The 17,608-nt window shown below is 48.0% G+C and carries 18 protein-coding genes; 6 read left to right on the top strand and 12 right to left on the bottom strand.

The annotated features are described in order from the left end of the window. The first annotated feature begins 135 nt into the window (after positions 1 to 135). A complete protein-coding gene (locus tag AC0VXY_RS03830; RefSeq protein WP_435993151.1) occupies positions 136 to 624 on the top strand; it encodes a DinB family protein in 489 nt (162 codons plus the stop codon). Positions 625 to 675: 51 nt separating this feature from the next. Here AC0VXY_RS03830 and AC0VXY_RS03825 read toward each other — a convergent pair whose 3' ends face one another. Both AC0VXY_RS03825 and AC0VXY_RS03820 read right to left on the bottom strand, forming a co-directional pair. Continuing rightward, on the bottom strand, positions 676 to 1,437 hold the full coding sequence (locus AC0VXY_RS03825; protein WP_475526956.1) for a hypothetical protein: 762 nt from the start codon (positions 1,435 to 1,437) through the stop codon (positions 676 to 678). A 423-nt stretch (positions 1,438 to 1,860) separates the two neighbouring features. Then, positions 1,861 to 2,469 carry an FMN-binding negative transcriptional regulator gene (locus AC0VXY_RS03820; RefSeq protein WP_475526955.1) on the bottom strand — a complete coding sequence of 203 codons (609 nt, stop codon included), beginning with the start codon at positions 2,467 to 2,469 and terminating at the stop codon, positions 1,861 to 1,863. 179 nt (positions 2,470 to 2,648) lie between these two features. Between AC0VXY_RS03820 and AC0VXY_RS03815 the strand changes: the two genes are divergently transcribed. Beyond that, positions 2,649 to 3,482: a YitT family protein gene (locus AC0VXY_RS03815; RefSeq protein WP_435993157.1), complete on the top strand. Its 834-nt coding sequence runs from the start codon at positions 2,649 to 2,651 to the stop codon at positions 3,480 to 3,482. A 123-nt stretch (positions 3,483 to 3,605) separates the two neighbouring features. On the opposite strand, the gene AC0VXY_RS03810 is transcribed toward AC0VXY_RS03815, so the two are convergent. The 6 genes from AC0VXY_RS03810 to AC0VXY_RS03785 all read right to left on the bottom strand — a co-directional run bounded on the left by AC0VXY_RS03810 (position 3,606) and on the right by AC0VXY_RS03785 (position 10,003). Further along, entirely contained in the window at positions 3,606 to 4,634 is a 1,029-nt protein-coding gene (locus AC0VXY_RS03810; protein WP_475526954.1) for a phosphotransferase, read from the bottom strand. Between the two features lie 88 nt (positions 4,635 to 4,722). After that, positions 4,723 to 5,130 carry a RidA family protein gene (locus tag AC0VXY_RS03805; RefSeq protein ID WP_475526953.1) on the bottom strand — a complete coding sequence of 136 codons (408 nt, stop codon included), beginning with the start codon at positions 5,128 to 5,130 and terminating at the stop codon, positions 4,723 to 4,725. A 163-nt stretch (positions 5,131 to 5,293) separates the two neighbouring features. Beyond that, positions 5,294 to 6,001: a DNA alkylation repair protein gene (locus tag AC0VXY_RS03800; protein ID WP_475526952.1), complete on the bottom strand. Its 708-nt coding sequence runs from the start codon at positions 5,999 to 6,001 to the stop codon at positions 5,294 to 5,296. Positions 6,002 to 6,043: 42 nt separating this feature from the next. Next, complete coding sequence (locus tag AC0VXY_RS03795) at positions 6,044 to 7,153, bottom strand: GerAB/ArcD/ProY family transporter (RefSeq protein ID WP_475526951.1); 1,110 nt, start codon at positions 7,151 to 7,153, stop codon at positions 6,044 to 6,046. Positions 7,154 to 7,173: 20 nt separating this feature from the next. Further along, positions 7,174 to 8,397 carry a Ger(x)C family spore germination protein gene (locus tag AC0VXY_RS03790; RefSeq protein WP_475526950.1) on the bottom strand — a complete coding sequence of 408 codons (1,224 nt, stop codon included), beginning with the start codon at positions 8,395 to 8,397 and terminating at the stop codon, positions 7,174 to 7,176. Then, positions 8,387 to 10,003, bottom strand: coding sequence for a spore germination protein (locus tag AC0VXY_RS03785; RefSeq protein WP_475526949.1), 1,617 nt, complete (start codon positions 10,001 to 10,003; stop codon positions 8,387 to 8,389). The genes AC0VXY_RS03790 and AC0VXY_RS03785 overlap by 11 nt, the downstream gene beginning before the upstream one ends. A gap of 132 nt (positions 10,004 to 10,135) precedes the next feature. Here AC0VXY_RS03785 and AC0VXY_RS03780 point away from each other — a divergent pair, with 132 nt between their 5' ends. The 4 genes from AC0VXY_RS03780 to AC0VXY_RS03765 all read left to right on the top strand — a co-directional run bounded on the left by AC0VXY_RS03780 (position 10,136) and on the right by AC0VXY_RS03765 (position 14,244). Continuing rightward, entirely contained in the window at positions 10,136 to 10,369 is a 234-nt protein-coding gene (locus tag AC0VXY_RS03780) for a YczF family membrane protein (protein ID WP_435994649.1), read from the top strand. 206 nt (positions 10,370 to 10,575) lie between these two features. Beyond that, on the top strand, positions 10,576 to 12,792 hold the full coding sequence (katG, locus tag AC0VXY_RS03775) for a catalase/peroxidase HPI (protein WP_475526948.1): 2,217 nt from the start codon (positions 10,576 to 10,578) through the stop codon (positions 12,790 to 12,792). Positions 12,793 to 12,928: 136 nt separating this feature from the next. After that, positions 12,929 to 13,471, top strand: coding sequence for a helix-turn-helix domain-containing protein (locus tag AC0VXY_RS03770; RefSeq protein ID WP_475526947.1), 543 nt, complete (start codon positions 12,929 to 12,931; stop codon positions 13,469 to 13,471). Then, positions 13,468 to 14,244 carry a phosphatidylserine decarboxylase gene (locus tag AC0VXY_RS03765; protein WP_475526946.1) on the top strand — a complete coding sequence of 259 codons (777 nt, stop codon included), beginning with the start codon at positions 13,468 to 13,470 and terminating at the stop codon, positions 14,242 to 14,244. The genes AC0VXY_RS03770 and AC0VXY_RS03765 overlap by 4 nt, the downstream gene beginning before the upstream one ends. Positions 14,245 to 15,127: 883 nt before the next feature. Here the strand turns inward: AC0VXY_RS03765 and AC0VXY_RS03760 are convergent. From AC0VXY_RS03760 to AC0VXY_RS03745, 4 genes are all read right to left on the bottom strand, one after another. Then, entirely contained in the window at positions 15,128 to 15,604 is a 477-nt protein-coding gene (locus AC0VXY_RS03760; protein WP_475526945.1) for a DMT family transporter, read from the bottom strand. A 12-nt stretch (positions 15,605 to 15,616) separates the two neighbouring features. Further along, entirely contained in the window at positions 15,617 to 16,315 is a 699-nt protein-coding gene (locus tag AC0VXY_RS03755) for a Crp/Fnr family transcriptional regulator (protein ID WP_475526944.1), read from the bottom strand. Between the two features lie 12 nt (positions 16,316 to 16,327). Then, complete coding sequence (locus tag AC0VXY_RS03750) at positions 16,328 to 16,753, bottom strand: DMT family transporter (RefSeq protein WP_435993189.1); 426 nt, start codon at positions 16,751 to 16,753, stop codon at positions 16,328 to 16,330. 297 nt (positions 16,754 to 17,050) lie between these two features. Then, entirely contained in the window at positions 17,051 to 17,596 is a 546-nt protein-coding gene (locus AC0VXY_RS03745) for a DUF3231 family protein (protein WP_435993191.1), read from the bottom strand. Positions 17,597 to 17,608: the final 12 nt, after the last annotated feature.

Raw genomic sequence — 17,608 nt, 5'->3', positions numbered from 1 at the left:
GATTTAAACTGTTAAAAACAGTATACTGCTAATAACATTATACTGTCAATAACAGTTTGCAAAATGGAAGTATCAACGAGTTCAACGTGATACAATAAAAAGGAAAGTATCATTTAAAATTCAGGAGGGAATACCATGTTCACATCCAAAAATGATTTCCTACAAGAATGGAAACAAGAAGCCGCAGTCACCCAAAAGGTAATGGACGCACTGACGGATGAGTCGCTGAAACAAGTTGTCGCACCCGACCTGTACAGCATCGGAAGCGTTGCCTGGCACATCACGGGAGCTACATACTACTTCCCGGCTCAAGTTGGCATCACATTCGAAGTGCCGGATCTTCGCAAAGAAGCACCGACGTCGGCTACAGAAATCAGTGAAACATATAAGCTCGTCAGCGACCGCCTCGTAGAAGCCGTTTCTGAGCAAGTGTCAGATGAAAAGATGAACGAAATGGTCAATCTCTTTGGAATGGAAATGCCGGTTCAAGCCGTATTCCGCTTACTGATTCAGCATCAGGCTCATCACCGTGGTCAATTGACGGTTCTCATGCGTCAGGCTGATTTGAAAGTGCCTGGGGTGTATGGACCGAGTAAGGAAGAAATGGAAGCGATGAAGGGTTAAGTAGCAATGACAGCCGGCGGGAGCCGGCTGTTTTTATTATGTAGTGACAGTTTATTTTATGTTTGTTGCCCGCATTTCCTTGTCGACTGCAGATACACTTTGGATTTTCGCACGAAGATCTTGAATAAACGGCTCCGCATCCTCCATATAAATCAACGCCTTCTTCACCACTTTCCTCTGCCCGAAATACCCTCTCGCCTCAATCGGTTCCTTGAAGATGATTTCATACCTCAACTCATCGATCATCCCGAAGACACGGGTGAACACCCTTGGCAGCATGGCGACATGAAACACATATTTCTCATGGATGATGCCCCCGCTTTTAGCATACAGGGTTCTTGCCGGCTGAATGGCCGAAACATCCTCTATGTTAAAACGAAGGGACCTCCGCACGCCGATTTTCATGGTGACCTGATTTCCCTTGAACGTAATCGGTGAGTTCCGGACAAGATTATAGTCCCCGAGCATATAAAGGATGCTGTAGACATGTAGCACGACAAGGATATCCGCCCGGAGTGGATCCACGTCTTTTAAATAGTAATGAAACGCGAACGCTTCGATCACCTGTTCATGAAGAAGCGCGATGAACAGCCAGAAATAGTTGGAGCCCTTATGATAGGCATAGGTTGCTTCAGTCGGCCTCACTTTCCATTTGAACAGGGCATAGTAGAAGACAATCGCTTCTTTCTTTAGAATCGTGATGAAGGGATTCTTCTCCATGTGGCCTCTTCTATATTTTATAAAAAGAATGATGGCGCCGACATCCGCCAGTACAATCAGGATGACGAGTGAGATGATCAGTTGAGTGTCCACGGTCTTCCTCCTTTATCCAAGAAAATGAGGGATAGCCAACGAGTGCCTGATACCGGTAAGCCAAATCCTGTTGAGTTACCAAAAACCATATATATCCTTTTATGGAATTATCATCTTAAATGTAAGGTATCCTGTGTAGGATGTATAGGATTATTTATCGTATTTTCTTAATAGACAAGGGATTGTGACGAAATGGTTAATAAATGGAAATCACGGTTGACTGGGGAGGAATTTTTAAAAAAAGAGAAAATTAGCTTGCTTTAAATGTAAAAGCCAGGTGGACAGTCTATCATGTTCACCTGGCTTTTGTTATGATCCATGCTCTTTTTCTTCGGAATATGGATGATGGGTCTATGAAACAGTCAAAAACCAGACTGAGAGAGGTCTTAATAGAAGGTCACAGCTACGTGTATAAACCTCCCTCTACTTCATATTCCCCTTCATCCAAGCAGCAATCTGCTGCTCATCGGTAGTTGGTTTCTGCTCAAGCTTCTGGATGACCCGCTCCTGCCTCTCACGTGAATGATTTTGACTCAGCTTCGCTTTTCCTTCAACCTGATTGATCTTGATTTTGAACCCTTGAACTCCCTTGCTCATGCCGGCGAGCAGCTCAGGGTCTAGATCCCCCAGGCTATAGGAACTGTCCGGGGCTTCGAACGTTGATACGAGTTCATGTAGCGATTCGATGAGCTCATGGTCATCCTCGACAAGCTCGACTTCCCCGGACACATGAACGGATACATAGTTCCAGGTCGGGACGGTTTGATTCGTCTCGTACCATGATGGGGAGATATAACAATGAGGACCGTGGAAAACGGCCAGCACCGTTTGTTGTTCGATCTCTTTCCACTGGGGATTCGGACGGGCAAAGTGTCCGTATAAATGCGTTTTCTCCTTGTTTAACAGCAGCGGTAAGTGCGTCGCAACCGGCCTCCCCTCGTGCTGGGAAAAAAGCGTCGCAAAGCTGTGTTCATTAATGACACCAAACGCCACCGTTTCATCGGTGATCTTAAAGTCTTTGGGAATATACATTGTGATCCGCCTTTCTACATTTTTGTGGCTACCTTTTTAAGAAAAAAGAAGCAAGAGAACCGTCCCCTTGCTTCCCGAACAGCCCATAATCTACATTTCATAAAACAACCAAGGGACCTGTCCTCGCGGCTCCCCGTGTGCTATAGTATCCTAGTATCAATTGAGAACGGAGTGAGCACATGAATTCAACAACGAAAGAGATCACACTGATCATCATCGGATCCTTATTCTTCGCCCTCGGGGTCAACTTGTTTGCCATTCCGAATGAGCTTGGGGAAGGCGGCGTGACGGGGATTTCCATGACCCTCTATTATGTATTGGATTGGTCGCCGGGTATCACCAACTTCATCATGAACGGCATCCTCCTCGCGATCGGTTATAAGGTATTAAATAAACGGGTGACATGGTACACCATGCTCGCCATTTTCTTTACGTCCCTCTTCATTCAATTGACAGAAGGAATGGGAAATTCCGTCGACATCATGCTCGGCACCGTGTTTGCCGGAGTGTTCATCGGGATCGGACTCGGGCTTGTACTGCGCTCAGGGGGTACCACGGGTGGCTCCACGATCATTGCCCGTATGCTCAACCAGCAATTCGGCTGGGCAGTCAGCACGACCATGTTCGTGTTCGACATTCTTGTCGTCCTTGGTTCCTCGTTCGTCATCGGAATTGAAAATACGATGTACACCGGGATCTCCATCTACATCAGTACGAAGATCCTCGATTACCTGATCGACGGATTCGATACACGAAAGGCCGTCACCATCATTTCACAGGATACCGACGCCATTGCGGAAAAAGTAAGCGCCGAAATGGACCGTGGTGTCACCATCATCAACGCAAGAGGGCACTATTCAAAAGCGTCGAAAGATATCTTATACGTCGTGATTAACAAACAGGAGCTCTTCCTCCTGAAGAAAATGATCCAGCAGATCGATGATAAAGCATTTGTCGTTGTCCACGATGTGAGAGATGTATTCGGGGAAGGATTTACGTTTCCGAAGACGTAAGCATGGGGACGGTTCTCGTGCTTCCTTTTTTCCAGAGGGACAGGTTTCTTGGCTCAATTAGGCTGGGGAACATGTCTTTCTTTTCACCTATGTAAAACATTTGTTTAGATGATACCAGCCACCTTACCTTCTCCCATCCATCTCCTCATAAGTCCACCCCGCAACCTCCACCTCATACCCCGCTTCAAACTGCCCCATCAACAACCGCAATCCATTTTCCCGATCTTCAACATTCCCTTGTTCATCCATTAACTGCATGCCATATGAAGCGATATCCGCCACAACCCGCTCATTCCGGTAATAAGCGAGAAGGACCGGATCCACTTCCACTTCTCCATAACCCTTGTAGAAAAGGTCGATGTGCTCACGGCCCTCATCCTTGAAGCACAACCCCAAACCCACTCCCGGGAACATCAAATCCCTTTCAACAGGGGCCATGACGGGATCGTCCCAATCGACGATGAATAGCTTTGAATCCCCATCGATCATCACATTCCCGGGATGGATATCCCCGTGGCATAAAACAAATCCACTTTTATCACGATCCTGCAGCCTCTGTGAAAGTTCTTCCGTCCGCTCCACAAGGATCAGGATGTCTTCGCGCTTTCTTTTCCAAAAATCAATGAGTTTCTCTGCCGCTTTGTCACGGGGAAGATCTGAATACACCTCCCTGTCAAGCTCCCTGACTTTCTCACACCAGGGTCCGGAGAAATCTTCTTGACGCAGTTGCACTTGAAGATCATGAGGGACCCCTGCAGAATGAATGGACTTCAGGATCTGTCCAAACCGAATCGACTGCTGCCCGCTTAACGGCGATTCGAAACCCGTTCGCCCGTCTACGAATAACGAAAGGATCCAGTGGTACCCTTCATGATGGACCGCCAACTTATGACCAGTCGTCGGTATGGGCGGTATGACCGCGTCGATTCCTTGAGTAAAGAGGAAATGAATGATTCTGATTCCCGTGTCATCAAAGGAACCTTGGATCATTTTCAGAAAAAGGACCTCGCCTCTCGACCCTATTACACGATAGACTGCCGCTTTCGGATCATGTCCTATGGGCAGGAACGTCACTTCTTTCGCTGCAAAGTTAAAGTGTTCTTTTAATCCGTCTATGATTTTTTCATGGTTGAGCTCAGGTTGTGTTAACATATATCCGTTTCCCCTTTCAGATGCAACAGAGGGAGAGGTCCCATGGCACGGAGTCTCAAAATGAGCCGCGGGACCTGTCCCTCTGGTTTTATACGGTCCTGATTGCCGCAACCGCTTCGATTTCAACCAATTGATGTGTGTATCCAAGCACCGTCACTCCTGATAATGTACTGGGAACGTCATGATCCCCAAACTCTTTTCTAATCGCCTCCCAAGCCGTCACTAAATCGGTCTGTTGATGAGAGGCTACAAGGACCCGGGTATAAACGACGTCCTTCAAGGAAGCACCACTCTCTTTCAGTACTTCCTTCATATTTTCCACACACAGCTTGGCTTGAAGTGCGTAATCCTGTACATGAGGCACTTCCCCTTCTTTATTCAGAGGACAGGCTCCGGCTAAAAAAAGGAGGTCCATGTCTGAAGGTACTCTTGATGCATAGGCATAGTCAACATGGGCTAAGTGCGTTGATCGGATAAAGGATATATTACTAGTCATATTGTTCCTCCCATTTGTACTGTCCATTCCGGACCTGTTCCGCCTTCCCGGTATGACAACCGATGCATAGAAGTTGTGAAAAGGGACAGGCACCGTATCACGGAATCTCAAGATGAGCCGCGGGACCTGTCCCTCTGGTTTCTTTTAATCTATCAAAATAAACCTAACACCTCACATACTTCCGCTTAAACCCGATCCGTCCCTTCTCCACCTGCTTCTGAATATCATCGGCAGACTTCAGGACACTGTTCTTCTTCCCCTCCCGCACCATCTCGACAGGCCCGATTTCCTTTGCCGTCTCGAGAGCCTCTTCATGAAGAGGAACATAGGAAACACCGACTGTCGTGACGAAATTACTCATTGACGATTTCGTCCTTTCGGGTGCCTCGTGGATGGTCTCTTTCACCCTCTCCAGCATCCCGGCGATCTTCTCTTTGGAAAACTCTTCGTCCTTCCGGTTCCCGAGGAGCCAGCAGTAGCAGCTCCATCCCGCCGACATTGTCAATTCTTCCCCGCTCTCAATCCACTTATCGGCGACAACTTGCGCGATATCGGCTTCTGCCAAGGTGACCGCCACCACGTAATCGGACAGCATATAGAAGTATGCCCCCTCGATCCAGCGGTCAAAGTCCGCTTCGGTCATCATGATCGGGTCTGCGATGACGCCGGCAAAGTACATGGCATCATAATTTCCGGTAGCGTATAATTCCTCTGCCAGGTCCTGGTCCTTCTTGATTTCCTTCGCCATCGGCTTCATGGCACCCGTCGCAACACCGAACACAGGCTCACGGGCACCGTTCGATACGTACATTTTCTTCATTCGTTCCTTGCCGAGGGCTTCTAGTTCCTGCATCACCGTTTCCAGATCCATTCCATCCACTTCCTTTATTTGTCCATCTTATATGTATTCTTCTTACATCGCCCTGTCCCTTTTATTTTTTCTATTTTTCACGAAGGCAATGAGAAGGAGGAGAATCGGAATGACGACAAGCAGAGGCAAATGCAGCACATACATGGCCACCTTCAGCCCTTCATGGATATGTTCCTGAAAATTGCTCGCAATCCACATCGACATGAATAGGACGATCAGGCCGAGCGGATAAGCGAGTCTCGAAGGCGATTGAACCTTGAATAAGCTCGCCGTTCCGATGACGGCCGCATAAAAAAAGATGCTGATCTTCAAAAAAATCCCGATCACCAGACCAAGCATAAAGAAGACATCCAGGCGTTCCAGAAAGTCGGCTACTTGTATCGACTGAACCGTACTAAGAAGGGGGAACTGTGAACGGGCCGTCAGATCCACCCCAAGAACACTGATATTGATGAGCATCGTCAGGATCAGGTTGATTCCGCTAAGTCCTACGGCACAAAATATGGTTAACTTCGCCTTCTTTGGATTATTCAAATACGGCAGGATCATTGTAAAGACAAAGACTTCTGCAAACGGAAAATATAAGGTTTGTGTAAAAGTCACTTTCAGGACCGGCTTCAGCCCTTTTTCCAATACAGGCTGCAAGTTGGTGAAATCGATCAAACCGGAAACAACGATCAAGATGAATCCAACAACCGACAGGAGGAACATGAGCATGAATAGCAGTTCGCCTGATCGGGCGATGACCTCGATTCCTTTCCGAACCGTATAGATAATGACAAGCATCAACAGGGCATTGGCAATGAATAACGGGGTTTCCGGATAAGCAAAGGTCAGCAGCATTTCACCGAAATCCCGGAGGACCCTGGACGCATCATACATAAAATAAAAAAGATAAAGGAAGGCAAGGACCGTTCCAGCTACTTTACCAAGAATCTTCTGCATGTATTCGGTCGGCAGATGGTCTGGATAATACGAGTACAGCTTATGATAGACGAGCAACAGAACGAAACTCGCGATCATCCCAAATGTGATTGCAAGCCACGCGTCCTTTTTCGCATCGATGGCAAGAGGGACCAGTAAAGCACTTCCCATTTCAAACAGAACCATTAAGACAAAGAGCTGAATACTGCTGATTTTCGCCTTTTCCACTGTACGGTCCCTCCTTTTCCTCACTCTTCTTCCAGACTTGAAAGAAACGATTTATTTCTCAGACCGGCGCGACGGATGTAGGCTTCCACTGTGATATCAACCTTTAATTCAGGGAAATACACATCTCCCCACATCGCTTCAAGTTTATTCCAATCTGCTGGTCTCGACCGGCGAATCACTTCGTCAAACCCAAAGATGTCGGTTTTATTGCTTTGAGCCTGTTCAATCGCTTTTTTTATTTCTCCTTTAATCTCTTCCTCCACCTTTTGTTCCATCTGAGAAATCATCTTTCCATCCGTGATATCGACCGGCACCTCCATTTCACCTATGCTTCCTTCCACACGGGTATGAATCGAGATATGAGGCTGACCATTCTTCACTTCCCCGGACACGTTCGTCTTTTGCCGGTCCGTTTGATAGGCAATGACTTCTTTCTTTCCTTTCCAATCGATGTTGATGTCTGTGCCTTGGATCTCATCCCTGATCCATACAGTCCCCCTTGCCGTTTTCCCGTAAGACCAATCCACTAATTTTCCATCTTTTATAATGGCGATCCCACTCGCTTGGAGTGTGGATTCAGGTTCACTTTCCTGAATGTTCTCAAGCTGGCTGGCATGCTTGGGATTGCCTACAATGCGGAATCCGGATACCACGGTTGCCCTATCAGATGACTGCAATCCTTTCATAACGTCCTGAATCGACGTCTTCACGTTCTGCCCCCATTTTTTCTGTGAAAATTCCAATGTTTTCAGTACTTTATTTGCTGGTATTTTATCAACCGGAGTTAAGGTTCTGAGCAAATCTTCTGCCGTTGAATGATTCGCAATCACCATGGTGGTCGTGATCCGGAATTCATGATCCCGGTCGATGGCATCAATTAACATCGTTACCCCTTCTTCTCTTGCAAAATCCTCCCCGACGACCACCAGATTGGTGTGAGCATAATATAATCTTCGGGAAATCTTGCTTGAGGCACGCCTGCTTGCTTCTACTAAATTATCCCCGGTAGACGAATAGATTGTAACAGGAGGGCTCTGTGTCCCTCCTCCACCTCCACGCATGCCCCCGGCCACGTTCCCGGGATTGATGATTTGCAGTGTCATGGTATATTTTCCATCCTCGGTCTTATCTACGCCCAAGGCTGCCACAATGGCAAGATCCGTTAGCTCTTTCTTACTCCAACACCCGGAAAGGAAAAGGGTCAAGCTCATCATTAAGATAATAAAAGTCACTTTACGATTCACGGTTGCCACCTTCTTTCCCCTCTGCAGTGACCATTGCCCTGGATGAAGGCGTCACGGGACCTTGGTTCGTCCCTTCCCGTACCGTATTCGCGCTTATGAGGCGTGGTCTTTGTCTGAGTGTCCACCATGGCAGCCGTACAAATGTATCCTTATTATTCACCAGTATAAACGGAGCAAACGGAGCCATATAAGGCACGCCAAATGAACGCAGACTGCATAAATGGACGACCATCATCAGGAAGATCAAAATGATTCCGTAAAATCCAAAGGTAGCTGCACCGATCATGAATAAGAATCGGATGAGACGGGCAGAAATCGCCATATCAAACGAGGGCGTGGCAAAACTCGCGATCGCCGTGATCGATACGATGATGACCATCGCCGGTGACACGATGCTCGCCTGAACGGCTGCCTGCCCAATGACAAGGGCCCCGACGATCGATACGGCAGAACCGATCGCTTTCGGCAGTCGTATCCCCGCTTCCCGCAAAATTTCAAACGTGATTTCCATCAGGAGGGCTTCCACAAATGCCGGAAAGGGGACCGCTTCCCTCTGTGCTGCAATCGCGACGATGAGCGTCGTCGGCACCATCTCCTGGTGAAAGGTGGTGACCGCCACAAAGGTTGCAGGGGCAATCAGCGAAATCGTGAACATCAATATTCTTAAAAGCCGGATCGATGTCGCAATATCGAATCGGGCGTAATAATCCTCTGCCGACTGGAAAAATTGAATGAACAGAGCAGGGGCAATCAAGACAAAGGGAGTTCCATCGACAAAGATGGCGATCCGCCCCTCAAACAGATTCCCTGCGACCACATCAGGTCGTTCGGTGTTAAAAATCGTCGGAAACGGCGTCATCGTTTGATCTTCTATCAGCTGTTCGATATACCCCGATTCCAAAATGCTGTCGATGTCAATCTTCTTTAACCGCTGGCGTATTTCCTCGATCACTTCTTCATTGGCAATGCCATGTATGTACATAAGGGTCACATCGGTCTTCGTTACCCGGCCGATCTTCGTGGTCTCCATCCATAAATCAGGCGTCTTGATGATACGTCGGATCATCGACGTATTGGTTTCAATCGACTCTGTGAACGCCCCTTTTGGACCTCGGACCACCATTTGCGTCGTCGATTCTGAGATGGCACGCTTTTCCCCGCCTTTCGTGCAAGCACTCAAAGCCTTCCCGACCCCATCCACGAGGATAATGGTATCCCCTTCCATCAAGGATGAAAACAGCTCCTCCCATTTATCGAAAGAGGACACATTCCCAACCGTCATCATGTCATCCGAAATCAGATTCAACGCATCGTGCTTATTCAACTCTTCTTTATGATCATCCTTCATCATCGACTGCAGCAGGAACTCCTGAATCGATTGATTATCCACAATCCCTTCCACATAGACTATTGCCGTTTCAATGTCGGCATTCTTCCCCATTTTCAACCGGCGGACAACGACGTCAGAACTGTTCCCTGTTTTCTGGCGGATGATAGCAAGGTTGCCTGATAATGAATTCTGTATATGTTCTTTCGAAGTATCAGAAGCTTGTGATTCCGACTGTTGATCCTTCTTTGGTTTTCGACCTTTAAAGAACGAAGGCATAAATTCTGGCACCCTTCTCTTATTTTTTATTACTTTAACCATATGAGGGTTTTTTATGTAATTTTTAACAAAGGGAAGTGCTGCATGAACCAACACCTAAGAGAAGAACCTAAGAGGAGGAGCGTGATCAGCATGAAAATCATGGGTATTACCTTTTTAATGATGGGATGTTTAATGGCCTTTTCTTTAGGTCTCGATATTCTCCAGGGTTACGACCTATCAGATGCCTGGCAAAATGCCATCAGCCCCTTCCGCGTATTGGAAGTGGCAGAATTGGTTGTGCTCTTCTTTCTTCTCTTTCTCTTTTTTGGTGAAACGGCCTATAATTTTTTCAAAAAAAGAAAGAAAGGATCTACAAAACAATAAGCCCTCCCACGCAACTTCCCCTCCTTTCCCCTCTTCACAACCACGTATTATTCACTTCTTGTTAAAATTCACCATTCAAAGAAGATTCACGCTTTCAATAACCATTCCAATCTTTTATAATGATAATTAAGAATTATTATAATTATCACACTATTTATGTGGTAGTTGCTTTCCCCTAATTTTTTAGAACAGGAAGGTGAATCGTAATGGAAAAAGAGAATCGCCCTGATCAAAAGGATCACTCTGCAGCATCTGGAGAATGCCCCTTCACTCATCACAAGGATAGCGCCATCACGACAACGACGGCTCCTGGAGGTATGACGAACAAAGAATGGTGGCCGAATATGCTGAACCTGAGCATCCTTCGCCAGCACGACCGGAAAGCGAATCCCATGGGAGAAGACTTCCACTATAAGGAAGAGTTCTCGAAGCTCGATTACGACGCCCTGAAGCAGGATCTTCACAATCTGATGACAGACAGTCAGGATTGGTGGCCCGCCGACTACGGTCACTACGGCCCCTTCTTCATCCGTATGTCTTGGCACGCAGCAGGTACATACCGCGAAACGGACGGTCGCGGAGGCGGTTCATCAGGCTCACAGCGCTTTGCGCCACTGAACAGCTGGCCGGATAACGTCAACCTCGATAAAGCCCGCCGCCTGTTATGGCCGATCAAGCAAAAGTACGGCAACATGATTTCGTGGGCTGACCTGCTCGTCCTGACGGGTAACGTCGCCCTTGAATCCATGGGCTTGAAGACCTTCGGATTCGGTGCCGGCCGCGAAGACATCTGGCATCCTGAAGAAGACGTCTATTGGGGAAATGAGAAAGAATGGCTGGCCGACAACCGTTACTCCGGTGACCGGGAGCTTGAGAATCCACTCGCTGCCGTGCAGATGGGTCTCATCTACGTGAACCCGGAAGGCCCGAACGGCGAACCGGATCCACTGGGAAGTGCCCGTGACATCCGCGACACATTCGGACGCATGGGGATGAACGACTACGAAACCGTCGCCCTGATCGCAGGCGGTCACACATTCGGGAAAGCCCACGGAGCGGGAGACGCTTCCCTTGTCGGAGATGATCCGGAAGCTGCCGACATTGAAAACCAGGGACTCGGCTGGCTCAGCTCATACGGCAGCGGAAAAGGACGTGACACGATTTCAAGCGGTGTCGATGGTGCCTGGACGTCGAATCCGACGAAGTGGGATAACGGCTACTTCGACCTGCTATTCGGCTACGATTGGGAGAAAACGAAGAGTGCAGCCGGAGCTTCCCAATGGACACCGGTCGGCATGACCGAAGAACATATGGCACCTGATGCCGAGGATCCGTCCATCAAGGTGAAGACGATGATGACGACCGCCGATATGGCACTCCGCATGGATCCTGATTACGAAAAGATTTCCCGTCATTTCCATGAAAATCCGGAAGAATTCGCCGATGCCTTCTCCCGTGCCTGGTTCAAGCTTCTTCACCGCGATATGGGGCCGAAAGCACGCTACTGGGGTCCAGAGGTTCCGGACGAAGAATTGATCTGGCAGGACCCGGTTCCGACAGTGGACTATGATCTAACTGACGGTGAAGTTGCTTCTCTAAAGGAAAAAATTCTGGACACCGGCTTAACCGTAAGTGAGCTCGTGAAAACCGCCTGGGCATCCGCCAGCACATACCGCGGTTCCGACATGCGCGGGGGCGCGAACGGTGCACGAATTCGTCTCGCTCCTCAGAAGGACTGGGAAGTGAACGAGCCCGCTCAGCTTGAGAAAGTCCTTGGTGTCTACGAAGATCTACAAAGCAAGCTCGATAAAAAAGTCAGCCTTGCGGATCTGATCGTATTAGGCGGAAACGCAGGCGTTGAAAAAGCCGCCCGTGACTCAGGCTTCGACGTAACCGTTCCATTCTCACCTGGACGCGGCGACGCAACGGGCGAGCAGACTGACCCCGACAGCTTCGGCGTATTGGAGCCGGTATCAGACGGATTCCGCAACTACCAGAAGCAGGAATATGCCGTCAGCCCTGAAGAAATGCTTGTAGACAAATCACAGCTCTTAGGATTGACCGCTCCTGAAATGACCGTCTTGATCGGCGGCATGCGTTCATTAGGCGCCAACCACGGCGGAACGGAGCATGGCGTCTTTTCAGACCGCGTCGGTACCCTGAACAACGACTTCTTCGTCAACCTGTTGGACATGGGCATCGAATGGAAGCCGGCCGGATTCAATCAGTATGAAGGCCGCGACCGCAAGACCGGTGAAGTCGTCAGAACGGCTACCCGCTTTGACCTTGTGTTCGGTTCCAATTCCGTGCTGCGTGCACTAGCTGAAGTATACGCACAGAATGATAATCAGGAAAAATTCGTCCGTGACTTTGTTACCGCGTGGGCGAAAGTGATGGATGCAGATCGGTTTGATTTAAGATAATGTGTAACAGGCCTCTTCCTTGTTGGAAGGGGCTTTTTTTGAATAGACCCCATCATCCCTCCTATAAATCCATTGACAAATCTCCCTACCTCCATTATTATCAATATCGATAACAATCACAAAAGGATGTAATTGAATGACCGAAATAGATACAGATTTGATCCTGCACCCAGTCCGGATGCGCATCATACAGCATCTCTCCAAGGGGGCGGCGACGGTCCATGAGCTGAAAGAATGGATGGCAGATGTCCCACAGGCCACCCTTTACCGGCATTTGAATCGACTGACCCAAAACAAGATCATTCATATCGTCGATGAACGGAAAATTCGGGGGGCCGTCGAGAAAACCTATGCCATGCAGGAAGACAGTCCTTATATGACCGTTGAAGAATTGGAGCAGCTGTCAGGGGAAGAACATCTTAAACTGTTCATGACCTTCCTATCCTCTGTGACAGGTCAGGCAAGGAACTATCTTCTGAACGACCCGGATCTTGCCCCGGATTTCTTCGGATATAACCAGCTGGACCTTTACCTGACACCCGTCGAGCTTAAGGAATTGACTGAAGGCATGAATGAGCTTCTGAGTAAATTCAAATCGAACCGACCGACGGATGAAAACGAAAAGATTTCATTCATCCAAATGCTTATCCCAGAACCCAAAGGACGTGACCACATATGATCAGATCAAAATTTTACCGAAAAGTATTCGAACTGAACGGCCATCCCATCATCGCCAAAGGATTGCGCTCATTCGCCCAATCCAAGGTGAGCAAACCGTTTATCGCTTCTTTTGCCAAAGTCTATAAGTTGAACATGGAAGAAGCCACGCGCGGACTCCGTGACTACGGCACCCTTCATGACATTTTCACAAGGGAGCTGAAAGCCGATGCACGCCCGGTCTCAGGTTCTGAAGGTGCATTCGTCAGCCCGTGCGACGGCTATTTATCCGTCGTCGACGACTTGACTATGGAAAGCACGTTCACGGTCAAAGGTCAGGATTATACGGTGGAAGAACTGCTAGGGTCCCCGGTTAAGGCAGAAGCATATGCCGGCGGGAAGGTTCTCATCTTTTACTTAAGTCCGACCGATTACCACCGGGTACACGTGCCGATCGACGCCACCGTCGAGGAAGTCTACACACTCGGTAAACATGCCGATCCCGTGAATGAACTCGGACTGACGCACGGTGTCCGTCCCCTTACCCGGAATTACCGACTCGTCTCCCGCTTTGATGTGGCAGGATCCCCTCTTGCCCACGTCATGGTCGGGGCGCTGAATGTGAACTCGATTGTGAGGACGAATACAGCTGACACGGTTCGCCGGGGAGATCCGTACGGGTACTTTTCATTCGGATCGACGGTCGTGGTTTGTGTGCCGGAAGGAAAGTTCAGCTTCACACGGGAAAAAGGACCAGTGAAAATGGGTGAAGAAATTGGGAAGTGGCATTCTTAAAAAAGGTGACTGCTCCCCATTATGGTGGGTCGCACATATTTGTGGAGAGATCAGGTTAAGGCACCAGAGCGGATAAATAAACGGAATATCGAGACTGTCGATTAATTAAAATGTGAAACTTTTACTTGACCTCACTGAATCTCAACTGCTATTTTAATGCACTAGAGAGTCACGATCGTTTACAAAAATCCCCTTGAGACGCATTTAAATCGATTTTCAGACAGTTAAGGCTAAAAAAGGGGTCAAGATACTCTGGGTAATACTAAATTGATCATTGAAACCTAACGAAATTTTAAATTTTTATTTGTCTAAAATATGGAGCATTTATTAAAAGTAGTTAATCGACGGTCTCAAAATTCCGCCTATTTTGTCAAAAAATACAATTAGGGGTGGCTTTTCTTGATGTAAGTGGAATATTTCCGCTTATTCACCCCAAAAACCACTTCCATTCTAAATGTAACCGGAAAATCGAGACTGTCGATTAATTAAAATGTGAAACTTTTACTTGACCTCACTGAATCTCAACTGCTATTTTAATGCACTAGAGAGTCACGATCGTTTACAAAAATCCCCTTGAGACGCATTTAAATCGATTTTCAGACAGTTAAGGCTAAAAAAGGGGTCAAGATACTCTGGGTAATACTAAATTGATCATTGAAACCTAACGAAATTTTAAAACTTTTTTGTCTAAAATATGGAGCATTTATTAAAAGTAGTTAATCGACGGTCTCAAATCTCCGCTTATTTTTCTTTTGCCGGTTCCTCTATATAGGGGGCTTAGAAGATTATTCCTATTAATCAAATGTACAATCCTACTACAACCGTCATTTAAAAAGCGCCCGCTCCCCACAAGAGACAGGCGCTTTTCCTATGTGACCGGGCATCACGCCCCGAGACTCTCCCGTACTTCTTCCTCTTTCTCTTCCGTCCGCTTCTCCAACTTATACACAAGCACCCCACCAATCAACAACGCTATCCCAAGGAGCTTTTCCCAGGACAATGAGGACGGTTCAAACCCGAACCAGCCTCCCGTGTTGACGATGAACGCGATCGTGATTTGCGAAATAAGTGCGATGGAAATCGCATAGGCCGGTCCGATCAACGTGACTCCCCTCATGAGGAAGAATACGATGCCGACGCCGAACACTCCGCTGAAAAGGAACACGGGATTGACGCCGCTGAAGTCGAGTAGACTCTTATCTTCCATTGTATAAAAAACCGGCAGTGAACAGATGAGACCGAGTCCGAGTACCAGGCTCGTCGTGGCCCATGGTCCAGTCTTTTCGCTGACCCGTGCATTGAATACGTTTTGTAAACTGATCAAAATACCTGCGATGATGGCTAATCCGATTCCGAACATGTGAGACCCTCCTTATTCATAGATGTTACCTTTAGCAAGGGTGCTGAGCTTCTCCAGATCTTTAATCGTGATGGAGCCGTTGACCCGCTCGATAAGGTCATCCGTCGCCATCTTTTTCAGTACCCGGTTCAGGTGGCGGTAGCTCGTACCGATCCACTCGGCGAGCTCCATGAGGTTCGAGGTATGCATCTCCTGATGAAACATGGTCCCTTCCCCCGCTTCCGAAATCGACAGCAAGTAGCTTGCCAGGCGCACTTCAACGGGATACAGCATGTGCATGCTTGTGATATGGGATTCCGTGTAAAACTTATGGGCCACCGTATCAAACAGAAAGCGCATGATCGCGGGATTCTCCTTCTCAAGAGCAGCCAAATCCTCGAAACACACCGAGAGGAACACCCCGTCCGTGACGGCTTCCACCGAATTGAGAACCGCTGTGCCCTTCGAATATTCCACATCCCCGATCAGGGCCAGGGGCCGCTTGAACCGGTTGATCAACAGCTTCCCTTCCGGCGTATGGGTGAAAATCTTGATTTTTCCTTCCATAAGGAAATACAGTTCGTCGAGCTCTTCCCCCGTTGAAAAAAGCACATCCCCTTTTTCAAAGGAATAGATTTTGATAGGTTTTCTGAATTCAGCCGGAAATAAATCATCCAGCTCGAATTGATTAATATAACGGTCTGGATTTGCACCTTGCATTTCTTTCATCATCCGACTCCTTTTCTACAGTTGAAACAAAATGACCCCTGCAAGCATCATCGTAAGTCCGACAACCTGTCGCGTTGTGACCGGGATTTTCTTTTCCCCGAACCACCCCTTCGATTCAATGAGGAAAGCCGTTCCGATCTGGGCCACAAGCAGGATGGCAATCGCCGCTGCCGGCCCGATGCTGTGGATCGCCGTCAGTTCCGAGAAGACGACAATCACGCCGAACGTACCTCCAATCAAGTACAGAAACGGCACCTCTCTGAAGCTTTTCCCTTTTCCATCCCTGGTTTTCATATATATCGTCATCGAAATCGCAAACGCCACCAGGTGGACCATCGACGTCGTATGCCACCCGCCGATCGTGTCACTCATCCGTGCATTGAATATTCCCTGCATCGTAATGCAAAGACCTCCAAACAGAGCAAATAAAGCACCTTTCATCGTTCATCCTCCTATTCTTTGTTCTATTAAATAGGAGGTTGTGGTTTTGCGAAAGGACATATGTCCTAAGGTTGTGCTGATGGGGGATTGGGTATGCGTTTTCATGTATGATTCCTGGCGCGCAGGGATCATTTATCGGCGAAATGTTGATTTTATCATAAGCGTAAAAAGATCCACACCTTCAAATGAAGATGCGGATCTTTTTACGCCATACGCGAAATTCTAGATATATCAGCGACTCTCACTTTATCAGCGATTGCCCATATAACGGTCACAGCCAATAAGCGCACCTGCCGTTCACGGAGAACCCGGAGGATTATACTTCGGCGGAACCCGCAGCCAGCCCCTTGATATCATCACGTTCTTTAATGGTGCGGCGATTTTCATCAGGTTGATCTGGATGGAAAAGAACATCAGTCCGACATCGGTCCGGACGGTCTTGGACATGGCCTGAGCGCAATAAGTGATGGATGCTGCCACCTTAACTGAGATGAGATTTGCAATCTCATCATCCGACAGCCTGACCCCTTCCGGCACGGCGCTTTGTTCCGACTGTGGTTTCTTTGGATTGACCAAGGGCAATGGGACCCCTTCTTTTAAAAGGAACTTCTCTATTTTTTTCGTATCCAGCATGCTTCCTTCCAATGCGCTTTCCAGTACATTTTGTAAATCCTTGTCCGTCGTGGTGTTCAGTCCCACCTGATAGAGGGCGTGGGCTTCGTGAAATGCCGTGAAGGCCGTCCAAAGGTCCATCACTTCACCGACATGGAGCGGGGGCTTGGGGGCTTCATCTGTGAAATTTTTTATGATAGCGGAAATCGCTTCGAATACATTGGTCATCATGTAACCTCCTGA

Source organism: Rossellomorea sp. QJM3NY_18 (assembly GCF_056173145.1).
The sequence above is the reverse complement of the archived record's forward strand: the minus strand, read 5'-3'. Positions and strand labels throughout refer to the sequence as shown.

Excerpts from the sequence above, each read along its gene's own strand:
- AC0VXY_RS03750 (WP_435993189.1), bottom strand. The coding sequence starts at position 16,753 with ATGAAAGGTGCTTTATTTGCTCTGTTTGGAGGTCTTTGCATTACGATG.
- AC0VXY_RS03780 (WP_435994649.1), top strand. The coding sequence starts at position 10,136 with ATGAAAATCATGGGTATTACCTTTTTAATGATGGGATGTTTAATGGCC.
- AC0VXY_RS03800 (WP_475526952.1), bottom strand. The coding sequence starts at position 6,001 with ATGGATCTGGAAACGGTGATGCAGGAACTAGAAGCCCTCGGCAAGGAA.
- AC0VXY_RS03760 (WP_475526945.1), bottom strand. The coding sequence starts at position 15,604 with ATGTTCGGAATCGGATTAGCCATCATCGCAGGTATTTTGATCAGTTTA.
- AC0VXY_RS03785 (WP_475526949.1), bottom strand. The coding sequence starts at position 10,003 with ATGCCTTCGTTCTTTAAAGGTCGAAAACCAAAGAAGGATCAACAGTCG.
- AC0VXY_RS03810 (WP_475526954.1), bottom strand. The coding sequence starts at position 4,634 with ATGTTAACACAACCTGAGCTCAACCATGAAAAAATCATAGACGGATTA.
- AC0VXY_RS03805 (WP_475526953.1), bottom strand. The coding sequence starts at position 5,130 with ATGACTAGTAATATATCCTTTATCCGATCAACGCACTTAGCCCATGTT.
- AC0VXY_RS03820 (WP_475526955.1), bottom strand. The coding sequence starts at position 2,469 with ATGTATATTCCCAAAGACTTTAAGATCACCGATGAAACGGTGGCGTTT.
- AC0VXY_RS03755 (WP_475526944.1), bottom strand. The coding sequence starts at position 16,315 with ATGATGAAAGAAATGCAAGGTGCAAATCCAGACCGTTATATTAATCAA.
- AC0VXY_RS03815 (WP_435993157.1), top strand. The coding sequence starts at position 2,649 with ATGAATTCAACAACGAAAGAGATCACACTGATCATCATCGGATCCTTA.
- AC0VXY_RS03830 (WP_435993151.1), top strand. The coding sequence starts at position 136 with ATGTTCACATCCAAAAATGATTTCCTACAAGAATGGAAACAAGAAGCC.
- AC0VXY_RS03765 (WP_475526946.1), top strand. The coding sequence starts at position 13,468 with ATGATCAGATCAAAATTTTACCGAAAAGTATTCGAACTGAACGGCCAT.
- AC0VXY_RS03770 (WP_475526947.1), top strand. The coding sequence starts at position 12,929 with ATGACCGAAATAGATACAGATTTGATCCTGCACCCAGTCCGGATGCGC.
- AC0VXY_RS03745 (WP_435993191.1), bottom strand. The coding sequence starts at position 17,596 with ATGATGACCAATGTATTCGAAGCGATTTCCGCTATCATAAAAAATTTC.
- katG (WP_475526948.1), top strand. The coding sequence starts at position 10,576 with ATGGAAAAAGAGAATCGCCCTGATCAAAAGGATCACTCTGCAGCATCT.